This window comes from Sphingopyxis sp. L1A2A, assembly GCF_005502465.1.
In the GTDB taxonomy this organism is placed as follows: domain Bacteria; phylum Pseudomonadota; class Alphaproteobacteria; order Sphingomonadales; family Sphingomonadaceae; genus Sphingopyxis.
Genome location: NZ_SCOT01000001.1, coordinates 130,831 through 151,532, shown reverse-complemented (window position 1 = coordinate 151,532; position 20,702 = coordinate 130,831). Strand labels below are relative to the sequence as shown.

Sequence of the window (20,702 nt, the reverse complement as noted above, 5' to 3'; positions counted from 1 at the left end):
AAAGGATTTTATCCGTGACCCAGCGTCCCACCCTGTTTGCCCTGATCGCGCTCCTGATCGCCAGTCTTGCCTTTGCGGCGCCGGCGCAGGCGCAGCGCATCAAGGACATGGGCCAGTTCCAGGGCCTGCGCGCTAACCAGCTCACCGGCTACGGCATCGTCGTCGGCCTCGCGGGGACCGGCGACGACAGCCTCGATTATTCGACGCTGGGGATGAAGGGCGCAATCTCGCGCTTTGGCCTGACGCTGCCGCCGGGGGTCAACCCGGCGCTGAAAAACGCCGCGGCGGTGATGATCACCGCCGAACTGCCGCCGTTCGGCAAGCCCGGCCAGCGCCTGGACGTCACCGTGTCGGCGATCGGCAAGGCGAAAAGCCTGCGCGGCGGCACCCTGGTGCTCGCGCCGCTCTACGGCGCTGACGGCCAGATTTACGCGATGGTGCAGGGCAACCTCGTCATCGGCGGGCTGGGCGTCGATGCCGCCGACGGATCGAAGCTGACGGTCAATGTTCCGTCGAGCGGCCGCATCGCGGGCGGGGCGACGATCGAGCGCGCCGTCGACACCGGCTTTGCGACCGGCGACTGGCTGACCTTCAACCTCCATCAATTCGACGCCACCAACGCCAAGCGCGTTGCCGATGCAATCAACGCCGCGATCCCGGGCAGCGCGTCGATGATCGACGGCGCCAGCATCGCGATCCGCGCCGCCGGCAATGGTGACGAGCGGATGCGGCTGATGTCGACAATCGAGAATCTGGGTGTCCAGCGCTCCGAACCATCGGCCAAGGTGATCGTCAACGCGCGCACCGGCACCGTGGTGATCAATGGCGCGGTCCGCGTCGGCACCGCTGCGGTCAGCCACGGCAAGCTCACCGTCTCGATCAAGGAATCGCCGACGGTCGTTCAGCCCGCCCCGTTCAGCCGCGGTGAGACTGCGATCGAGCCATCGAGCGAGATCGAGGTCGCCGAGGATTATCGCCCGGCCTTTTTGATGAAACCCAATGCCTCGCTGTCCGAACTCGTCGATTCGATCAACCGTCTGGGCGTGTCGCCCGGCGATCTGGTCGCGATCCTCGAGGCGCTGAGCCAGGCGGGTGCCCTGACAGCAGAATTGGTGATCATATGATGATGCCCATATCCTCAACGCCCGCGGCGCCGTCCTTTGTGCCGGCTTCGGCGACCCCGACGCTCACCGGCGGCGGCGGCGACGGCGGCCTGCGCAAGGCGGCCGAACAATTCGAGGCGGTGATCCTGCGTCAGTTGATGGCATCGATGCGCCAGGCGAAGCTGGGCGACGATATGCTCGGGTCGAGCGCGACCGACAATTTCCGCGAAATGGCCGATGCGCGCACCGCCGACTCGATCGCCGCGATGCGCCAGTTCGGGATCGCCGACATGGTCGAGCGCCAGTTCCGCGGGCGCCTGAGCAGTACAGCTGGAGGCGTACAATGAGCGATCTTCTCGGCATCGGCTACAGCGGGCTCAAGGCTTATTCGCGCGCGCTGTCGACGATCGGCGACAATATCGCCAACGCCCAAACCCCCGGCTATGCGCGGCGGCGGCTCGACATGATGGAGTCGGTCAGCGGCAATGATTCGGTCTTTTATCGCGGCAACGTCAACCCCAGCGGGGTCGAGATTCGCGGCGTCAGCCGATCGGTCGATGCCTGGCTGATCGAGGATTCGCGGATTTCGGGCGGCGACTCGGAACGGTCGGCGACCAGGCTCGGCTGGCTGGACAAGGTCGAAGGCGCGCTCAGCGACGAAACCAATGGCATCAAGACCGGCCTGACCAAGCTGTTCACCACCGCCGACCAATTGACCGCCGATCCGGCGAACAAGACATTGCGCAGCCAGTTTCTGCAAGCGGTCGATGACGTCGCGTCGGGCTTTCGCACCGCAGCAGGCCAGCTCGACAAGATGGCGGACGGGGTCGAGGGCGCGGCGACGGCGACGGTTCAGGATTTCAACACCAATCTGAACGCGCTCGAACAGATCAACATCGGGCTGCGCAAGGCGCGGCCGGGATCGACCAACGAGGCGAGCCTGCTCGACGAGCGCGACCGGTTGCTCGACAAATTGTCGTCGCAGGCGGGCGTCAGCGCGACGTTTGAAAACAATGGATCGGTGACGCTGCGCGCGAGCGGATCGGGCGACCTGCTCGTCGGCGGCGGCGCGGTGAACCCGATCACGGTGACCGCCGCCGCCGATGGACGACTCTCCTATAATGTCGGCGGTTCGCCGCTGGCGATTGCGACCGGCTCGCTCGCCGGATTGTCGGAAGCGGCGAACCATGTCGCCGACCAGCGCGCCAGCCTCGATACGATGGCGACCGGCTTTGCAATGCAGCTCAACGCCGCGCACCAGGCGGGCAGCGATGCCAATGGCAATCCGGGCGCGCCGTTGTTTAGCGGCACCAGCGCCGGGACGCTGACCGCCGCGACGCTGACCCCCGAACAGGTGGCAGCCGCCAACGCATCGGGCGGCAACGGCAACATGCTGGCGCTCGGCGCGCTGCGCGGCGCCAATGATCCCGAATCGCGCTGGTCGGGCCATCTGGCGACGCAGGCACAGACGACCGCGTCGGCGCGGGCGCAGGATGCCGCGGCGATGACCCGCGCCGACGCCGCCGCCGCGGCGCGTGACGGGGTGAGCGAAGTCGATCTCGACAAGGAGGCGGCCGAACTGTTGCGGTTCCAGCAAGCCTATCAGGCCGCGGCCCGGACGATCCAGGTCGCGCGCGAAACCATGCAAACGCTGCTGAGCTCGATCTAAGGGAGAGCGGACAATGATTAACGCCGTAGGCAATCGCATGACGCGCGAAGTCGCGCGCCAACAGAAACTGGCCGACCAGATCGAGCGGACGCAGATCCAGATATCGAGCGGCAAGCGGCTGCAACGCATGTCCGACGACCCGGTGTCGGCGCGGCGGATCGCGACGATCGGGACCAGCCAGGCGAGCATGACCGCGTGGAACGCCAATATCAACTCGGCGTCGGCGCTGGTCGCGCAGGCCGATGGCGTGATGAAATCGGTGAGCAATTTGATGACCCGCGCGCGCGAGCTGACCCTCGCGGCGGCAAATGATTCGGCGAACCCCGCCGACCGCGCAGCGATCGCCGCCGAATTGGGAACGATCGCCGACGAAATCGATAGCCTGGCGGCGACGCGCGATTCGAACAGCGAACCGTTGTTCGCCGCCGGTACTGCGCGCGTCATGCGGTTTGATTCGGATATCAGTTTTGCGCCTGTTCCGGCGGCCGCCGACGTCTTTGTCATCGCGGGCAACAGCCTGTCGACCGGCATCCGCGATGCGGCGGCGGCGGTTACGGCGGGCAACAAGCCCATGATGGGCGCCGCGCTGACCGCGCTCGAGACGGCGATCGGCCATGTCGCCGACCGCCATGCCGCGCTCGGCCTGTCGGGGGGGCGGCTCGATCGCATCGGTGACGGGCTGGCGGCGCGCGGTATCACGCTGAAAGACGAACGTTCGTCGGTCGAGGATACCGATCTGTCGGTCGCCATTGCCGAACTCAATGCCCAGGATCTGACGCTGGGCGCGGCGCAGGCGGCTTTTGCCAAGATCAACCGGCAGACCTTGTTCGATATTTTGAACTGAGCGCGCTCAATATCGCGGCGCGGCTGCCGTTAAGCATAGAGACGTCTTTTGAATTTGGGGCCTTTGCCCCGCATGGAGTTGACCCCGCATGTTTCCGGTAATCGGCATCGTCGTACTGATCCTGCTGGTGTTCGGGGGCTTCGCGCTGACCGGAGGCAATCTTGGCCCCGTCATGGCCGCGCTGCCGCACGAAATGCTGATCATCGGCGGCGCCGCCATCGGATCGCTGATCATCGGCAATTCGGGCGCGGACCTGAAGGCGCTCGGCGGGGGTCTCGGCAAAGTGTTCAAGGGACCGCAGTACAAGAAGCAGGACTATCTCGACTGCATCCTGCTCGTCTCGACGCTGATGAAGATGATGCGCACCGAAGGCCCGGTCGCGGTCGAACCGCATATCGAGGATCCGGCCAATTCGACGCTGTTCCAGCAATATCCCAAGCTGCTCAAGGATCAGACGCTGATCCATCTGATCTGCGACACGCTGCGCTTGGTCGTTGTCTCGTCGGGCACACTCGACCCGCACGCGGTCGAGGATGTCATGGACAGCGCGCTGAAGAACCATCACCACCATGCGATCAAACCCGCCGACGGCTTGCAGAATCTGGCCGACGCATTGCCTGCGCTAGGCATCGTCGCCGCGGTGCTTGGCGTCGTCAAGACGATGGGATCGATCGACAAGCCGCCCGAGGTTCTGGGCGGCATGATCGGATCGGCGCTCGTCGGTACCTTCCTCGGCGTGTTGCTCGCTTATGGTCTGGTCGGTCCGTTCGCGACGCGCGCGCGCACCGTGATCGAAAGCGACGGCGCGATGTATCATACCGTGAAACAGCTGATCGTGGCGTCACTGCATGGCCATCCGCAGCCGCTGGTGATCGAGGCCGCACGGTCGGGCGTCGAACATGCCAACCAGCCGAGCTTTGCCGAAGTGTTTGACGGAATGCGCGGTCGCTGATGGCGGCGCGTCCCAACCTGCCGCGCCCGATCATCGTGAAGAAGATCATCGAGGCACCGCACGCCGGCCATCATGGCGGGGCGTGGAAGGTTGCCTATGCCGATTTCGTGACCGCGATGATGGCGTTCTTCCTGCTCATGTGGCTGCTCGGCGCCACGACCGAAAAGCAGCGCAAGGCGCTCGCCGATTATTTCGCGCCGACGATCGTCCAGTCGAAACAGGACACCGCGGGGTCGAATGGCTTTTTCGGCGGCGACTCGCTCGTCGCGGCCGACAAATATCCGCATGGCGCGGCGCAGACCGGGACCAAATCGATGACGATCCCGCGCGATGCGACCGGTGGGCCCAAGGAGGCGTCGGGGCGCGAGCGCGAACGGCTGAAGTTCCAGCGCGTCGCCAAGGCGCTGGCCGAACGGGTGCAGGCCAAGGGCGAGCTCCGGCGCTTCGCGCGCAATCTGCGCTTTACCGAAACGGTCGAGGGGCTGCGCATCGATGTGATCGACGACGCCGATTTTTCGATGTTCGCCATCGGAACCAGCCAGCTGACCCCTGCCGGCGTGCGGCTGTTCGGCGAGATTGCGGGGCCGGTCGCCGAAATGCCCAACCAGGTGATGGTGCGCGGGCACACCGATGCGGCGCCCTGGTCGGCCAAGTCGGGGACCAACAATTGGCGCCTGTCGGTCGACCGCGCCGAGGTTACGCGCCACTTTCTGGAGTATCGCGGCGTCGACAAGACACGCTTTCAGCGCATCGAAGGGGTCGCCGATCGTGAGCCCTATGTCCCCTCCGACCGATTCGATCCGCGCAACCGCCGCATCTCGATCACGCTCGGCTGGCGCACCGCCACCGACAATTAGTGCCAGTTTGGCAGCATATCGGATCGTTAACGACGCGATTGCGCGGAAAATACATCCAATCTGGCAATAATCCTTTATTTTGAATGGGTTATGCCAAGGTGGATAATCTTTTGTTTACCACTTTCGTCAATCTCTGGGTCCATCGAAAAGGCGCCGAATTGGGGGGCGCGGTGGAGACCGAAATGACCGTGGGGCAGAACAGCAGTGCAGCGCTTGAGACGCTGATCGTCGGCAGCAGCGCGGCCGCCGCGCAGCTGCGCGACATGATCCGCCGCGTGGCGCGGTCGAACGCATCGGTCATGCTCTGCGGCCCGTCGGGTTCGGGCAAGGAACTGGTGGCCCGCGCGATCCACGATGAAGGCGTCCGGTCGGGCAAGGCCTTTTCCGCGATCAACTGCGGCGCGATCCCCGGCGACCTCATTGAATCCGAACTCTTCGGGCATGAAAAGGGCAGCTTCACCGGCGCCCATGCCCGCCGCATCGGCCATTTCGAAGCGAGCGAGGGCGGCACGCTTTTCCTCGACGAAATCGGCGACATGCGGTTCGACATGCAGGTCAAACTGCTCCGCGTGCTCGAGGAACGGATGATCGTCCGTGTCGGCAGCAGCGATGTGAAGGCCGTCGACGTCCGCGTCATTTCGGCCACCCACCAGGATCTCGGCGTCGCGATCGCCGATGGCAAATTCCGCGAAGACCTGTTCTTCCGGCTCGGCGTGGTTGTGCTCCAGGTCCCCAGCCTGGCCAGCCGCGTCGGGGATATTCCCGCCCTCATCCGCCATTTCCAGCGCAAGATGCCGGGCGAGGCCAAGTGCCGCTTTGACGCCGACGCGATGGAATTGCTGATGCAGCACCGCTGGCCGGGCAATGTCCGCGAACTCAGGAATTTCGTCGAACGCGCCAGCGTGCTGCACGGCGGCGAAACGCTGGGCGCCGACGATGTCGCCATGCTTTTGAACCCCACCGCAGCGCCCCGGCCGCGGCAGGCTGTCCCCAGCAGCTTTGCCGCGGTCGAGGCCAGCGCGGACGACACCACGCCTGCCATGCCGTTCAGCAAGGCGCCGGCGCCGGGCCGCCCGATCGACCTCAAGCGCGAGATCGAAACGATCGAGCTCGAACAGATCCACGTCGCCCTCGACCTGGCTGACGGCATCATTTCCGAAGCCGCGCGCCTGTTGACGCTGAAGCGCACGACGCTGATCGAAAAGATGCGCAAATATGGGGTTCAACAGCAGGCCGCCTGATCGGCGCCCGCGACACCAGTTTCAGCACCCGCTGAAAAAAGGGGGCTCTGGTCCGCCCCTGACCACCCGGCCGCCCGTCCCCACCCAGGGCGGCCGGGTACCCAGCGGGATCTTTTGAAACGGCATCGGCCCGCACCCCTACCCCGGGGTGCGGGCCGATCCTGTTTTCAGCTTGGTGAGACGGCGGTCAGCGCAATTGCCGCCACGCCGCGCTGACCGTCAGGATACCGTCGAGAAGCTCCGCCAGCGCATCCGCATTGTTCTGCGCCACCGCATCGTCGAGCTTGCGGCGCATGCTGCGATAGACGCGCGACAGCGCGGTCGCGACGTCGCCGCCGGCATCGCGGTCCAGCCCGGCGTCAAGCCCGATCAGGATCGCGCGGGCGCGGTGCGCGGGTTCGGTGGCTGAAATGCGCTGGCCCTGCCGGACCATCGACCCGAGCACGCCGATCGCGGTTTCCAGCTCGTCATAGAGCATGGTCACCAGCTCGATCGGGTCGGCGGCGGCGGCGCGGCTTTCATGCTGCAAGCGGCGATAGAGCCCGGTTGCCCGGACGGTCGAGGCGGTAGCTGTCACGGTCGATGCCCCTAATCGTTGCCCTGGTTGGTCCAGAGCTTGATCTGTTGTTCAAGATAGGTTTGCGTCGCCTTGAACGCCGCCAGCCGGGCGTCGAGCGAGCCATATTGTTTTTCCAGCCGGGCGCGATAGGCGTCCTCGCGCATCTCGATATTCTCGAGCTGCTCGGCCAGCGTTTCCTTGCGGTCGCCCAGCGATTTGCTCACCCGGCCGATCACGCCGTCGGTGGCGACCGCCTTGTCGCGGATCGCATCGAGGACAAAGGCGATGCCGGGGTCGCTCGCCTCGGTCCGCCCACCGTCGCGGCGCGGGTTGAACAGCGCCTCGACCGCCCCGGCGTCGGTGGCGAGCACCTGCGCGAGCTTGGTCTCATCGACCATCAGCAGACCTTCCTTGGTCGTCGAAACGCCGATGTCGGTCAGCTTGTTGATGCTGCCGTGGCTGGAAATGACTTTGCCGACCAGCCCCGAAAGTTCGCGTTCGAGCTCGCGCAGCGACGTGGTCGACCCCGACAGGCCCGCGGCCGACGACAGGCTTTTTTTCAGCTGGTTATAGACCGAGACGAAATCGCCGACGGTCTGTTTGATGATGGCGAGCGGGCGGCTGGCGCCGATGTCGACCGGCTGGCCGGGCGCCGCCTTCTTCAGGGTCAGCGACATGCCCGGCACCACATCGTCGATGATGTTGGTGCCGCGGCTGAACGCGACGCCGTCGAGAGTGAATTCGGCGTTGGCGGCGCTTTGGCCCAGCGTCATGCCGCCGCCCGCGCCATAGGCAAAGGCGGAGAGGCCGGGATCGGCGCCGGCGTCGGCGGCGAGGGTGAAGGCGTTGGCGGCCCCCGACGGACCCTTCAGGATCAGGCGGTGCCCGCCTTGGTCGGCGATGATCGACGCGGTCACCCCGCCGCCGCTCGAATTGATCGCGCTGGCCAGCCCGTCGAGGCTGTTGTTGGTACCATCGACGGTGATCGTCTTGGCGACACCCCCCACCGTCAGCGTCATCGTGCCGGTGCCGATCGCGGCGGTGCGGTCGGCGACCACCGCGGAATAGCTGCTTTGGGCGCGCGCGAGCTGGGTGACGATGATGGTCGCGGCGAAACTGTCGGCATGGAGTCCGGCGCGCGCGGTGGCGCTCAGCACGCTGTCGTCGGACACCGTCGGGGTGCTGCGCAGCGTCCCGTCGCTGACCATCTGGCCCAGCGAATCGGCAAAGCCGTCGAGGTCCGATCGGGCCTGCGCCAGGGCGCTGATCCGCGTCTGGTTCTGCTGCGTCAGCGTCGTGATCCGTGCGACCTTTGGCTCGCGCGATGCGGCGGACAGGTCGGTGACCAGCTGTTTGATGTCGATGCCCGATCCGGCGCCCAGGCTGTTGGCAATTGAACTGACCATGACGAAAAATCCTTCGCACCCCTTAACGGCAGCGCAGCGGCAATTTTAAGCCTGACGGCGCCCGTCGGGGTCGAAATGGTGCGATGCGGGAACATCGACCACCGGCGGCGCCGCGCCTTCGGCGACCATGCGCTCAAGCTGAAAGACAAAGGCGAGCACGGTGGCGACCGCGACGAACAATTCGTCGGGGATCACCCTCCCGGCGCGCGCGGTGAAATAGATGGCGCGGGTCAGCTGCGGATATTCGAGCAGCGGGACATTGGCGCCCCGCGCCAGCTCGCGGATCGCCAGCGCGACATCGCCGCGGCCGCGCGCGACCACAACCGGCGCCGCATCGACCCCGGGACGATAGCGCAGCGCGATCGAGAAATGGGTCGGATTGGTCAGCACGACGGTCGCGTCGGACACCGCCTTGCGCGCCGATCCGCTCAACATTTCGTGCGCGCGCTGGCGCTGCGCTTGCTTGAGCTCGGGCGCCCCGTCGGATTGGCGCATCTCCTCCTTGATCTCCTGTTTGCTCATCATCAGCCGCTTGTTGCGCTGGAACCATTGCACCGGGACGTCGATCAGCGCGATGACCACCAGGCCGCCGGCGAGCACCAGCATCGCATGGCCGATCGCCTGTCCGGCGAGGCCGATCGCCGCGAGCAGGTCGGTCGATGCCATCGTCATGATCGCGGGGAGGCTGCGGCCGACGAGCCAATAGCCGATGGTGCCGAGCAGCAGCACCTTGGCCAATGCCTTGCCCAGTTCGGCGGCGCCCTGCATCCCGAACATGCGTTTGAGCCCGGTCATCGGGTTCATCCGGTTGCCCTTGAACGCCAGCGCCTTGCCGCGCCAGCCGAACGAGCCGAGCAGCGCCGGCCCCGCGACCGCGGCACCCAGCGCAAGCGCGAACAGGCTGGCGAGCGGCAGCAGGATTTCGACCCCATTGCGCATCAGCGCCTCGGCCGGCGCAAAATCGGCGACGTCGGCGGCGGTGAGGGTCAGCCCGCGGCGCAGCAGGTCGCCCGCCGATTGCACGAACCAGCCGCCCGCCGCGACAATCCAGCCCGCGGCGGCGAGCATCATCAACGCGGTCGCCAGCTCGCGCGACATCAGCACATCGCCCTCGCGCGCCGAATCGCTCAGCTTCTTCGGCGTCGGCTGTTCGGTTTTCTGGTCTTTGTCGGGTTTGCTCGCCACGGGTCAGAGCCCCGCGAACATCCGCGCGCCGTCGAGCGCGTCGGACAGGATACGAACGATCGCTTCGGCCATCGCCGGGGTCGCGACGCCGAGCAGGATGATGCCGGCGAGCAGGGTCGCGGGAATACCGACCGCGAACAGGTTGAGCGCGGGGGCCGAACGGCCGATCACGCCCATGATGATCTGGACCAGGATCAGCACAAAGCCGACCGGCATCGCGATCGTCAACGCCGCGGCGAACATCAGGCTGCCGAACCGCAGCACGCCGCCGATAGCCTCGAACGAGGGGAAGGCGTTGCCGGGTGGGAGGGCGGTGTAGCTGTCGACGATGATGTCGATCAGCACCAGATGGCCGTCGGCGGCGAGGAACAGCGCGGTCGCGAGCATCGACAGGAACTGGCCGATCGCCGAACTCGATGCGCCGCTGAGCGGATCGACCATCGACGCAAAGCCCAGCCCCATCGCGTTGCTGATCGCCTCGCCCGCCAGCAAGGCGGCGGCGAGTCCCATCTGGAGAATGAAGCCGATGCCGAGGCCGATCACGACCTCGCCGATGACGAGCAGCAGGCCGGGGACCGACACAATGCCTTCGGGGGGCAATGCCATGCCCGATGCCGCCACCGCGGGCACCCCGACCGCGAGCGCGATGACCAGCCGCAGCTGGATCGGGACGCTGGTCGCGCCGAATACCGGCGCGGCGATGAACGCCGCACCGGGGCGGATCATCGCCAGCATCCACAGCTGGAGCATCGCCTCGATATTCGGGATGTCGGCGGGGTCCACAGCCGGTTTAGCGCACCAGCGCCGGGATCTGGGCGAAGATGTCGCGGGTAAAATCGGTGAGCAGCACCAGGATGCTGCCGCCAAAGATCGCAAGGCAGATCGCCGCGACGATCAGCTTGGGGACAAAGGTCAGCGTCTGTTCGTTGATCGACGTCGCCGCCTGAACCATGCCGAGCAGCACCCCGATGACGAGCACCGGGAGCAGGATCGGCGCCGAAGCGAGGGCGAGGATCCATAAGGATTGCTGCGCCATGCCGATGAAATAGTCGGTTTCCACGTTAGGCCCCTAAGTCCCGAACGAAGCGGCGAGCGAGCCCATCGTCAGCGCCCAGCCATCGACGAGCACGAACAAGAGCAGCTTGAACGGCATCGAGATGATCGTCGGCGACAACATCATCATGCCGAGCGACATCAGCGCCGATGCGACGATCAGATCGATGACGAGGAAGGGCAGGAAGATCAGGAAACCGATCTGGAACGCGGTCTTCAATTCGCTGGTGACAAAGGCGGGCAGCAGGATCGAGAAGGGGACGTCCTTGGGGCTGGCATAGGTCGGCGCCTTGGCGATCTTGGCGAACATCATCAGGTCGGTCTTGCGCGTCTGGGTCATCATGAACCCATGTAGCGCGGTGCCCGATCGCGACACGGCTTCGCCGATGTCGATCTGTTCCTGACCATAGGGTTCGATCGCGACGCGGTTCACCTCGCTGATCACCGGCTGCATCACGAACAGCGACAGGAACAGGCTGAGCCCCACCAGCACCTGGTTCGGCGGCGTCTGTTGCAGGCCGAGCGCATGGCGCAGGATCGACAGCACGATGATGATGCGGGTGAAGCTGGTCATCATCAACAGCAGCGACGGCAGCACCGTCAACAGGCTCATCAGGACCAGGATTTGCAGCGACAGGCTGAGCGGTCGGCCGTCGCCGCCGATGTCGTTCACCGCGCGGCTGAGGCCGTCGGCGGTCTGCGCATAAGCGGCGGGCGCGGCGCAGAGCAGCGCGAGGCTGCCGATCAGCGCCGCGGCGCGCAGCCCGGTCTTGCGATCAATCTGCATGGAAGTCGCCCTGATTGTCGTCGGCGATGCGGGTGATGCCGTTCCGCGACACCGCGACCAGAATCCGCTGTCCGGCGAATTCGACCACCGCGAGCTTCGATCCCGGGCCGAGCGGCAGCACATCGACCATCTCGACGGCGCGCGTTTTCGCGGCCCCGCCGACGAGCGGCACCCCCATCTGGACGCGCTTCCACAGCCACAGGCTGCCCCACGCCATGCCGCCGACGAGCGGCAGCAGGATGAGCAGGCGGAGGATATATTCGAACATCAGGCTCTCCGCTCAAAGCCTTCGAGGCCGCGCGCCGGGGCGACGACTTCGGCGACCTGGATGCCGTAACGGCCATCGACGCTGACGATCTCGCCTTTGGCGATCAGGGTGCCGTTGGCGTAAATATCGAGCAGGTCGGTGGCGGCGCGGTCGAGTTCGATCACGCTGCCTTCGTCGATCGCGAGCAGCTCGGCGAGGGTCATCGAGGTCGATCCGACCTCGACCGACACGCGCAGCGAGACGCCGGCCAGCAGATCGAAATTGGGCGCCGCAGCGATATTTTTGTTGTCGCGGCGGTCGGCGCGGGGCGCCGTCGGGGCGTCGCTGAGGTCAGTCATGGTTCGGTCCTTTTTCGATATGTTCGATCATGATGGCGGCGTTGCCATTGGCCTCGCCGATGCTGCCGACCGCAAAGCTGCGGCCCGCGACGGTCACCGGCACATGGCGCGGCATGCCGAGCGGAATGATGTCGCCAACCTCGAGTGCGAGCAGCTTGACGAGGCTGATTTCGGGGCGCGCCAGCACCGAGCGGACGGGCAGGCGGACGTCGCGCAGCGCCTTGTTGAGCGCGCCCGCCCACACCGGATCGGCGGCGCCGGGCAGTTCGGCCGCAGGTTCGGCCCCGGCGACACCGCGCAGCGCGGCAAGCGGATAGGCGCAGGCGATCGTCCGGCCCTCGAACGGCGCGCCGCGCAGGATGAAGCGCTGGACGAACATGTCGTCATCGGCGCGCACCGCGGCGAGCTTGGCAGGGTCGCTGGTCACGCAGTCGAGCTCGGGCTCCATGGCCAGCTTGTCGCCCCATGCGGCGGCCAGTTGCAGCCCCATGTCGCGGCCCAGCCGCGCCGCGAAACGGTCCTCGGCATCGGTCAGTTCCTCGCGTTCGGCGGCGAGGCCGCCCTTGCCGCCATAGAAGATGTCGACGAGCTGGAGCAGCAACGGGCGCGGCGCCGCGAGCAGCACCGGGCCTTTCAGCGGCGGCGCATGATAGCGCCAGAAGATCGCCGGAGCGGTCGATGCGCTCCAGTCGGCAAAGCTGATCGTTTCGCCGCCGGCGCGCTCGACCAGGATCGCCGGAACGCCAAGCGCGCGGATCAGGTCGCGCAAGCTGCGCGCAAACTGGACCGCAACGCTGTCGAGCGCCGGAAAGGCATAGCTGCCCTCGGCCTTGCGCAGCAACAGCGACGCCTTGGCGTCGGCCGCCTCGGTGGTCGGGGCGGCGGGCGGTTGCACGGCTTTGACGGATTTTTCGCGAACGGTCACTGGATCACCAGGCTCGTAAAATAGACATTGTCGATACCACCAAAACCCTCTTTCTCGCGCAGCACATCGTTGATCGCAGCGGTCAATTGCCGCTGCAGTCGTTGTTTCCCCTGCGATGTCGAGAGCAGCGCCGGATCCTGTTCGGCCAGCACCATAAGCACGACCGAGCGGATCGGCACTGCCTGGCGTTTGATATTATTGATAACCTTGCCGTCATAGAAGGTCGAAAGGCTGATACCCGCCTGCAAGAAGCCCGACCCGTCGGCGAGGTTCGTCGTGAACGCATCGGTGATCGGGTAATAGGTGACCTCATATTTGCGCGGGTCGACCTTGAACTTGTCGTTGGGCACCGACACGGTGCCGACCTTGGGTGCCGCTTCCTTGTCCTCGCCCTCGGCGGCGGGGGCTTCCTCGCCATCGCTGCGCACGACCAGCTTGGGATAATGATCCTCGGGCTTGACCTCGTGCGCCGACAGCGCGCCGAAATAAATGCCCGCGCCGGCGCCGGCGCCGATCAGCGCGATCGCGCCGACGCCGATGAACAGCAGTTTTTTGAACTTGCCCTTCTTCTTGGGCGCGGCTTCGTCTTTATCCTTGGTCATCGTGATACCCTCTATGGTCAGGCAAAGCGGCCGCGGCGGTCGGCGGCCTCTTCAGGATCGCGCGCTTTGACGCGCTCGGTAACAGTTTCGATCAGATGGCTGACGTCCTGCGCGGCGGCGCGGCCCTGACCCTGCGACTGGCCCTGCATCTGGCGTCCATTGTCCCCCGGGGTGCAGGTCACTTCGCTGCCGGTCACGCGCACGCCCTGCTGGCGCAGGTCTTCGACCAGGCGGCCCTGCGCGGCGGTGACGATCGTCGCCGCCGCCTCATGTTGGGTGTCGAGCTTCAGCGACACGCCCTCGTCACCCACCAGCATCGCGACGTCGAGGCGGCCGAGGTGGCGCGGCATCAGGCGAAAACTGATGTCGCCGCTGTCCGATCTGGTCGCGGCAATGTCGTGCGCAAGCTGGTCGATCCAGGCGCCATCGCTGGCAAGGTCGAGCACGCGTTCGGTGACGATCATCGGTTGCGCGACACTCGCGGCGATGGCGGCGCCCGGAGCGGCCGGCTGGGCAAATTGGATCGTCATCGACGGTGCGGCTTCGACAGGCTTGGCGAGCTGCGCTTCGGTTCCGGCGGTCGCGCGCGGCGCGGCCGGCGGCGTGGGGCGCGACATGATCGTCACCGGCGCGGTGATCGCGGCGGGGTCGCTGGCCGGGGCGCCGGGCTTGGCAGCGACGGGGCGCGGCCCGCTGGCCAGCGATGTCGCCGGCGGCAGGTCGGCAGCGGGGGCGGCGGCAGCCTCGCCGGTCGCGATCGCGGCCGGTTCGCTCGCCTTGGTCGGCTTGCCGGCAACCGGGGCGATGATCGCGGCGATGACGGGCATCGCGGCGACGACGGCGGGCGCCGCCGCCATCGGGTCAGGCGTGATGACCGCGGTGCTGGCGACTGGCGCGGCCGGTTCGGCGGGAGCGGTGATCATGGGGCTGGCGCCGGTATCGGGCGCGCTGACGGTTTCGGTATCGGTGCCCGTTTTCGGTTCGACGACTCGGGCGGTTTTCGGCTGCGGCGCCGGGGCGCTGCCATTGACCGCGATCAGCAGCTTTGCCGCCGATGCGGCGGCTGCATCGGGGTCAGCGGCGATGGCGGTGCCGGGTTCGGCCGACTTTGCGGTCACGGCGGGCGCATCGATGGTCGTGGACGGCGCCGCCACAGGGGTCGCAACCGGCGTCGCAACAGCGACCGGGGCGGTGACGGTCGGCATCGCGGGGCTGCCCGCAACGGCGATTGGTGTCGCGGCTTTGACCGGCGCGGCGGCCGGCATCGGCGCTGCGGCGAGCAGCTGCTCGAAACCACTGTCTTCACCGCCGCCGGTCGGTGTCTGGCCGATCGTGCTGAGGAAGGCGGCGAAGCCCGCGGGGGTCGAAGCCTGCGGCATGGGAAGGGACGCCGTGCTCATCACGCCGCGCCGCCTTCGATCAGGCGCAGGCGCATGCCGCCGCGCGGGCGGTGCGGGCGGTTGGCGTCGCTGCGGCGCTCGGCTTCGGCTTCGGCCGATTTGCGGCTGCGGTCGTAAAGGCGGATGGCCGATTCTTCCTTGACCATGGCGCTTTGCGCCAGCGCCCCGGCATGGTCGCGGCGCGCGCTGGCATTCACCAGCGGCGCGGTCAGATTTTCCTGCGCGATGTCGAGCCGCATCGACAGTTCGCCGATCGTGTTGAGCGCGCGGCCGGCGACCGCGCCTTTGGCCATCGCCAGATCGACGCGCAGTGTTTCGAGGCGCCTGGCGAGCTCGACCAGGCTGGCGAGTTCGCCATTGGCCCGCGCCAGATTGGCCTCTGCCATCTGATGTTCGACGGTGCGCACGCGGATGATACGTTTGCGGCGTGCGGTGCGGGCGGTCATGCGGAATATCCTTCAATCAGGGTTTGGCGGGAAATGTCGAAATCGACCTGCGCCTTGGCGGGCTGGGTCACGAAGGCGAGCTGGTCGGCGCGGCGGGCGATGGCTTCGTCGAGCACCGGATCGCCGCCAGCGACATAAGCGCCCATCAGCATCAGATCGCGATTCTCTTCATACGCCGACCACAGCTGGCGAAAGCGGGCGGCGGCGGCGGCATGGTCGGGATCGACCGAATCGACCATCGTGCGCGACAGCGACCGGGCGACGTCGATCGCGGGATAGACGCCCTGTTCGGCCAGGGTGCGCGACAGGATGATATGGCCGTCGACAATGGCGCGGGCCGAATCGACGACCGGATCGTCGATGTCGCCGCCATCGGCGAGGACGGTGTAGAGTGCGGTGATCGACCCGCCGGTTTCGCGGTCGATCCCGGCGCGTTCGCACAGCGAGGGGATCAGCGCGAACACCGACGGCGGATAGCCTTTCATCGTCGGCGGTTCGCCCAGCGTCAGTCCGATCTCGCGCTGGGCATGGGCGACGCGGGTCAGGCTGTCGATCAGCAGCAGCACCTTTTTGCCGTCGGCGCGGAACGCCTCGGCGATTGCGGTGGCGCGCATCGCGGCGCGCAGGCGGAGCAGCGGCGGATGGTCGGCGGGAACCGCGACGACGACCGCCTTCTTGCGCACTTCGGGGGGCAGCTTGGTCTCGACGAAATCGCTGACCTCGCGGCTGCGTTCGCCGATCAGGCCGACGACGATGACGTCGCATTCGGTGCCCGCGATCATCTGGCCCATCAGGACCGATTTGCCGACCCCCGAGCCGGCGATGATCGCGACGCGCTGGCCTTCGCCGACGGTGAGCAGGCCGTTGATCGCGCGCACCCCCATGTTGAGCGGGCGGGTGACGCGGCCGCGGCGCAGCGGATTGACCTTGCGCCCGGCGAGCGGCCATTGAAACTGCGATTTGACCGGCGGGCGGCCGTCGAGCGCATTGCCCTGCGCGTCGATGATGCGGCCGAGCAGCGCCTTGCCGCACGCGACCATCGAACTGGCGCCATGCGGCTCGACCGGGGCGCCGGTGACCAGCGGCATGTTGGTGTCGAACGGCAGGACCAGGCTGCTCTGGCCGCGGAAACCGACGACCTCGCCGTAAACATAATCATTGTTCGCCGACTTGATGCGGACGTTGCTGCCCAGCGGCTGCGGGAAACCCGACACTTCGAGCATGATGCCTTCGTGCGACACAAGCGTGCCGACGCGGCGCGGGCTGGCGTTCGTCAGGTCGATCGGGTCGAGCAATTGCTGCGCCGACAGGGCGAGGCGGCGGGTCATGCGGGCGATCCTTCGCCCAGCGCCGCGTGCAATTCGTCCAGATAGACGGCGCGGCCATGTTCGATCCAGCCGGTCGAGGTTTCGATCCGCACCGTGCCGCGCATCATCGCCGCGTCGCTTTCGAGCGCCAGCGGCAACGGACAATCGGTCAGCAGCGCGGCATCGTCGGGATGGACCCACAGGGTGCGCGCCTTGTCGGCGTCGGCGACCAGCGCCGCGGCGGTTTCGGCCTGCGCCTGCAGCCAGGCGGCGTCGATCGGGGCGCTGGCGACGATCTGGTGCACCAGCCGTTCGACGGTGCGCGCGATCAACTGCGCGAGTTCCTCGCTCGGTTCATCCTGCAGCGCCTCGGCGCCCGCGAGCAGGGCGAGCAGCTGGTGGCGTTCGGCGACATAGGCGGCCTCGGCGATGCGCTGCCCTTCGGCCAGGCCGCGGGCAAAGGGGTCGTCGAGATCGAGTTCGGCGGCGCTGCCGTCGGCAGGCTGCGGCGTGCGCGCGTTGCCGGAAAAGGCCAGCGGGCGAAAGCCGCTACTGCGCGCCATCGCCGCGGCGAGCGTGACCGGGGCAAAACCGGTTTCGGTGGTGCGATCAGACATAATCGTCGCCGCCGCCCGCGATCATGATTTCGCCCGACGCCGTCATCTGGCGCACGATCGTCATCACGCTCTTTTGCGCATCGTCGACGTCGGCGCGCTTGACCATCGTCATTTCGGCCATTTCGTCGCGGATCGTTTCCGACGCGCGCTGCGACATGGTGGCGAGGCACAGGTCGACCATCTCGTCGTCGGCACCCTTGAGCGCGACCGCGAGCTCGGCGGCATCGACCGAGCGCAACACCGTGCTGAGGCTTTTCTTGTCGAGGTCGCGCAGATTTTCAAAGATGAACATCTCTTCCTCGATCGCCTGGGCGAGCAGCTTGTCGGTCTTTTTGAGCGCGCGGATCGTCCGCTCGCTCAATGATTTGGGCATTTTCTTCATGATCTTGGCGACGTCGCTGGGGCCGCCGATCGTCTGTTTGGCGACGCGCTGGCCGTCGACATTGGCGCTGGCGAGGACCGATTCGAGATCCTCGATCGCCGCCGCAGGAACCGACGTCAGCATCGCGGCGCGCAGCACCAGATCGGCCTGCAGGATTTCGTCGAGCGTTTCGATAGCGCGCGCGGCGACGTCGGGGATCAGCACCGAAAGGATCAGCGCGCCGACCTGCGGATGTTCGGCCGCGAGCAGACCGCTGATCGCCTCGACGTCCATCCAGCGGAGGATTTCGAGCGACGCGGCGCTGCGCTGCGGCGCGACCGCGGCCAGGATATTGTCGGCGCGGACGTTGCCGACCGCCTGGTTCATCACGGTGCGGATGCGGACGTCGGCGCCGATGGCAAGCGCGCTGACATCGCGGCTGCGCACGACGAAGCGATCGAGCGCCTGGCCGATCTGCTGTTCGCTGGCGTTGGCGGTGTCGAACATCGCCTTGGCCAGCTGGCGCACTTCGTCGGGGCCAAGATGTTTCAGGATCGTCGCGGCTTCGCTTTCGTCGAGCAGCATCAGCAGGATGGCGGCGGCGGCCGACCCTTCGATCGCGGGCCGGGCGGACGGCGCCATGGTTTCGGCGGCGTCAGCCACGGGCACCCTCCTGCATCAGCTGGCGGACGACGAGCGCGGCGCGCGCCGAATCCTGGCGGACAAAGGCGCGGACCAGATTGGCGCGGGTTTCATAGCTCGGCGCCTGTTCGATCATCTCGAGGGTGATTTCGCGCCCCGCGGCGGGGCTGGCGAGCGCCGGGCGTCCGTCGGTGGCGGCGAGCAGCGTTTCCTCCAGCGCGGCATTGCGTTCGGCGCGTTCAGCGGCGCGGGCCTTGGCGGCGCGGATCAGCGGGCGACCGATGAACAGAAAGGCGAGCAGCGCGGCGAAGATCGCCCCGACCTGCTTGACCAGCGGCAGAAACCAACCCTGGTCGTAAAAGGCGGGCTCGGCGGCTTCGACCTGGACGAAGGGACGCTGGCTGATCGCCACCTGATCGCCGCGCGTTGCATCGAAACCGATCGCGCCTTTGACCAGGCTGTCGATCTTGGCCATGTCGGCCTGGGTCAGCGCTTTCTTGCCCTGATTGAGTGCGACGGCGACCGAGACCCGGCGCAGTTTGCCCTGCGGCGAGTGGGTGACCGAAATTTCGCGGCCGACTTCAAAGGCGCGCGCGGCGTTTTCGTTGCTCGCGGTTTCGGGCGCCGCGCCGGGCGCCGGGGTGGCGGTCGGGGCGTTGGCGGTGACCGTGGTCGCCTGCGGCGGCTGGTTCGACAGCGCGCCGGGGATGCCGACGGCGGCGGGGGGGCTGCCGGCGCCGCTGACCGTGCGGGTAATCTGTTCGCTGGTCATCGCGCGATCGTCTTTGGGAAAGCTCTCGCGCGTCGCCTGGCTTTCGGACATGTCGACGTCGGCGTGGACCTCGACGCTATAATTGCCGACGCCGAGCATCGGGCCGAGCAAGGTGTCGAGCGCGCGGCGGAAGCGGTCTTCGACCTGCACCTGCAACTGGAAGGCCTTCATGTCGCTGCCCGATGCGGTGTCGGACAACAGCGCGCCGCGCTGGTCGATCACCGACACCTGATCGGCATTCATCCCGGGCACCGACGAGGCGACGAGGAAGCGGATCGCCTGCACCTGACCATCGCTGAGCGAACGGCCGTTCTGCAGCGTCAGCATCACCGACGCGGTCGAGGGTTTATCCTCGCGGACGAACAGGCTGGGTTCGGCGGCGGCGACATGGACCCGCGCGCTCTTGACCGCGTCGATCGTTTCAATGGTGCGCGCCAGGTCGGCTTCGCGTGCCGAACGCAGCGCTTCGCCCTCGATCGCGCGGCTCGACCCCATGGGCAGAGCGGCGATCAGGCTGTCGCCGCTCGGCGCCGCCTTGGGCAGGCCCTGTCCGGCCAGCGCGATGCGCGCCTGATGCAATTTGTCGGCGTCGACCGTCAGCGCGCCGGTGCTCGCATCGATGCTGTGCGCGATGCCCTGCGTCTGCAGCGCCTCGGCGACCGCCGACTTGTCGCTGTCGTCAAGCCCGGCGAACAATTGCGCCTGCGGCGCCGACTGCATGGTGAACCAGGCGAGCGCGGCGATGCCGATCGCCGACGTCATGGCGATCGCGGGCAGCGCGCGCTGGACCGCCGGCTGACGGACGAAGCCGGTGAACGGCGCCAGCCGGCCGCCGAACGCCGGGGCGGGCAGGCGGTTCGCGTGGCCGTCGTCAACGGGGGTGAGGATCTGGGTCTCGGCCATGGGTTAGACCGGCATGTTCATGATGTCGCGGTAGGCGGACAGCAGCTTGTTGCGCACCTGCAACGTGGTTTCAAAGCCGAGCGAGGCTTTCTGCCGTTCGATCATCACGCTGACGATGTCGTGGGTATCGCCGCGCTCATAGGCTTCGGTGATCTCGCTCGCCTTGGACTGCTGGGCATTGACCTGTTGCAGCGCATTGTTGATCGCCGCGCCGAAATCTGGGGTTCCGCCAGCGCCGTCGACGCCGCCCTCGGTGCCACCAATGCCGCCGCGACCGGCGGCGCGTTGCAGCGCCTGGTTCTGATTGAGGATCGAACTGCGCATCTGCAGCAGCCGGCTCGGGTCAATCGTGCTCATTGCTTTTCATCCGTCCTGTGCGCAGCGGTGCGCCGCACGCAAAGAACAATGCAAAGGCCATGCCAAAAGATTTAATGCCTGTTTTTCAGGGGATTGAGTGGAGTGCAT

The 20,702-nt window shown here is 66.9% G+C and carries 24 protein-coding genes; 7 read left to right on the top strand and 17 right to left on the bottom strand.

Annotated elements, in window-relative coordinates:
- Positions 1–32: 32 nt before the first annotated feature.
- The 7 genes from FFS68_RS00720 (at position 33) to FFS68_RS00690 (ending at position 6,666) form a co-directional block, all read left to right on the top strand.
- Positions 33–1,124, top strand: coding sequence for a flagellar basal body P-ring protein FlgI (locus FFS68_RS00720; protein ID WP_249339964.1), 1,092 nt, complete (start codon positions 33–35; stop codon positions 1,122–1,124).
- Positions 1,121–1,450 (top strand): rod-binding protein, encoded by a 330-nt coding sequence (locus FFS68_RS00715; protein WP_249339951.1) that lies wholly within the window; start codon positions 1,121–1,123, stop codon positions 1,448–1,450. Before FFS68_RS00720 ends, FFS68_RS00715 begins: the two co-directional genes overlap by 4 nt.
- Positions 1,447–2,772: a flagellar hook-associated protein FlgK gene (flgK, locus tag FFS68_RS00710; RefSeq protein ID WP_137751388.1), complete on the top strand. Its 1,326-nt coding sequence runs from the start codon at positions 1,447–1,449 to the stop codon at positions 2,770–2,772. Before FFS68_RS00715 ends, flgK begins: the two co-directional genes overlap by 4 nt.
- A 13-nt stretch (positions 2,773–2,785) precedes the next feature.
- Positions 2,786–3,616: a flagellin gene (locus tag FFS68_RS00705; RefSeq protein ID WP_137751387.1), complete on the top strand. Its 831-nt coding sequence runs from the start codon at positions 2,786–2,788 to the stop codon at positions 3,614–3,616.
- An 88-nt stretch (positions 3,617–3,704) separates the two neighbouring features.
- Positions 3,705–4,568 (top strand): flagellar motor stator protein MotA, encoded by an 864-nt coding sequence (gene motA / locus FFS68_RS00700; protein WP_137751386.1) that lies wholly within the window; start codon positions 3,705–3,707, stop codon positions 4,566–4,568.
- Positions 4,568–5,425, top strand: a complete 858-nt coding sequence (locus FFS68_RS00695; protein WP_137751385.1) for a flagellar motor protein MotB — start codon at positions 4,568–4,570, stop codon at positions 5,423–5,425. The genes motA and FFS68_RS00695 overlap by 1 nt, the downstream gene beginning before the upstream one ends.
- 182 nt (positions 5,426–5,607) lie before the next feature.
- The gene (locus FFS68_RS00690) at positions 5,608–6,666 is read left to right on the top strand and encodes a sigma-54 dependent transcriptional regulator (protein WP_137751384.1); all 1,059 of its coding nucleotides are present in this window, start codon (positions 5,608–5,610) and stop codon (positions 6,664–6,666) included.
- 187 nt (positions 6,667–6,853) lie between these two features.
- Here the strand turns inward: FFS68_RS00690 and FFS68_RS00685 are convergent, their stop codons facing one another.
- The 17 genes from FFS68_RS00685 to fliE are packed head-to-tail and all read right to left on the bottom strand — an operon-like array spanning position 6,854 to position 20,594.
- Entirely contained in the window at positions 6,854–7,243 is a 390-nt protein-coding gene (locus FFS68_RS00685) for a flagellar protein FliS (protein WP_137751383.1), read from the bottom strand.
- Between the two features lie 11 nt (positions 7,244–7,254).
- On the bottom strand, positions 7,255–8,631 hold the full coding sequence (fliD, locus tag FFS68_RS00680; RefSeq protein WP_137751382.1) for a flagellar filament capping protein FliD: 1,377 nt from the start codon (positions 8,629–8,631) through the stop codon (positions 7,255–7,257).
- Between the two features lie 45 nt (positions 8,632–8,676).
- Positions 8,677–9,816, bottom strand: a complete 1,140-nt coding sequence (locus tag FFS68_RS00675; RefSeq protein WP_137751381.1) for a flagellar type III secretion system protein FlhB — start codon at positions 9,814–9,816, stop codon at positions 8,677–8,679.
- Positions 9,817–9,819: 3 nt separating this feature from the next.
- Positions 9,820–10,599, bottom strand: coding sequence for a flagellar biosynthetic protein FliR (gene fliR, locus FFS68_RS00670; protein ID WP_249339950.1), 780 nt, complete (start codon positions 10,597–10,599; stop codon positions 9,820–9,822).
- 7 nt (positions 10,600–10,606) lie between these two features.
- Positions 10,607–10,852, bottom strand: a complete 246-nt coding sequence (locus FFS68_RS00665) for a flagellar biosynthetic protein FliQ (protein ID WP_249339963.1) — start codon at positions 10,850–10,852, stop codon at positions 10,607–10,609.
- A 33-nt stretch (positions 10,853–10,885) separates the two neighbouring features.
- Positions 10,886–11,656: a flagellar type III secretion system pore protein FliP gene (fliP, locus tag FFS68_RS00660; protein WP_137751379.1), complete on the bottom strand. Its 771-nt coding sequence runs from the start codon at positions 11,654–11,656 to the stop codon at positions 10,886–10,888.
- Positions 11,646–11,924: a flagellar biosynthetic protein FliO gene (locus FFS68_RS00655; RefSeq protein WP_137751378.1), complete on the bottom strand. Its 279-nt coding sequence runs from the start codon at positions 11,922–11,924 to the stop codon at positions 11,646–11,648. Before FFS68_RS00655 ends, fliP begins: the two co-directional genes overlap by 11 nt.
- Positions 11,924–12,262, bottom strand: a complete 339-nt coding sequence (gene fliN / locus FFS68_RS00650; RefSeq protein ID WP_137751377.1) for a flagellar motor switch protein FliN — start codon at positions 12,260–12,262, stop codon at positions 11,924–11,926. The genes FFS68_RS00655 and fliN overlap by 1 nt, the downstream gene beginning before the upstream one ends.
- Positions 12,255–13,187, bottom strand: a complete 933-nt coding sequence (locus tag FFS68_RS00645; protein ID WP_137751376.1) for a FliM/FliN family flagellar motor switch protein — start codon at positions 13,185–13,187, stop codon at positions 12,255–12,257. Before FFS68_RS00645 ends, fliN begins: the two co-directional genes overlap by 8 nt.
- Entirely contained in the window at positions 13,184–13,789 is a 606-nt protein-coding gene (locus tag FFS68_RS00640; protein ID WP_137751375.1) for a flagellar basal body-associated FliL family protein, read from the bottom strand. The genes FFS68_RS00645 and FFS68_RS00640 overlap by 4 nt, the downstream gene beginning before the upstream one ends.
- Positions 13,790–13,806: 17 nt before the next feature.
- Positions 13,807–15,189, bottom strand: coding sequence for a flagellar hook-length control protein FliK (locus FFS68_RS00635; RefSeq protein ID WP_137751374.1), 1,383 nt, complete (start codon positions 15,187–15,189; stop codon positions 13,807–13,809).
- The gene (locus FFS68_RS00630) at positions 15,189–15,635 is read right to left on the bottom strand and encodes a hypothetical protein (RefSeq protein ID WP_137751373.1); all 447 of its coding nucleotides are present in this window, start codon (positions 15,633–15,635) and stop codon (positions 15,189–15,191) included. Before FFS68_RS00630 ends, FFS68_RS00635 begins: the two co-directional genes overlap by 1 nt.
- Positions 15,632–16,963 carry a FliI/YscN family ATPase gene (locus tag FFS68_RS00625; protein ID WP_137751372.1) on the bottom strand — a complete coding sequence of 444 codons (1,332 nt, stop codon included), beginning with the start codon at positions 16,961–16,963 and terminating at the stop codon, positions 15,632–15,634. The genes FFS68_RS00630 and FFS68_RS00625 overlap by 4 nt, the downstream gene beginning before the upstream one ends.
- Positions 16,960–17,559, bottom strand: coding sequence for a FliH/SctL family protein (locus tag FFS68_RS00620; protein ID WP_137751371.1), 600 nt, complete (start codon positions 17,557–17,559; stop codon positions 16,960–16,962). The genes FFS68_RS00625 and FFS68_RS00620 overlap by 4 nt, the downstream gene beginning before the upstream one ends.
- On the bottom strand, positions 17,552–18,583 hold the full coding sequence (gene fliG / locus FFS68_RS00615) for a flagellar motor switch protein FliG (RefSeq protein WP_137751370.1): 1,032 nt from the start codon (positions 18,581–18,583) through the stop codon (positions 17,552–17,554). The genes FFS68_RS00620 and fliG overlap by 8 nt, the downstream gene beginning before the upstream one ends.
- A complete protein-coding gene (gene fliF, locus FFS68_RS00610) occupies positions 18,576–20,237 on the bottom strand; it encodes a flagellar basal-body MS-ring/collar protein FliF (protein ID WP_137751369.1) in 1,662 nt (553 codons plus the stop codon). The genes fliG and fliF overlap by 8 nt, the downstream gene beginning before the upstream one ends.
- Positions 20,238–20,240: 3 nt before the next feature.
- Positions 20,241–20,594 (bottom strand): flagellar hook-basal body complex protein FliE, encoded by a 354-nt coding sequence (gene fliE, locus FFS68_RS00605; protein WP_137751368.1) that lies wholly within the window; start codon positions 20,592–20,594, stop codon positions 20,241–20,243.
- Positions 20,595–20,702 lie beyond the last annotated feature (108 nt).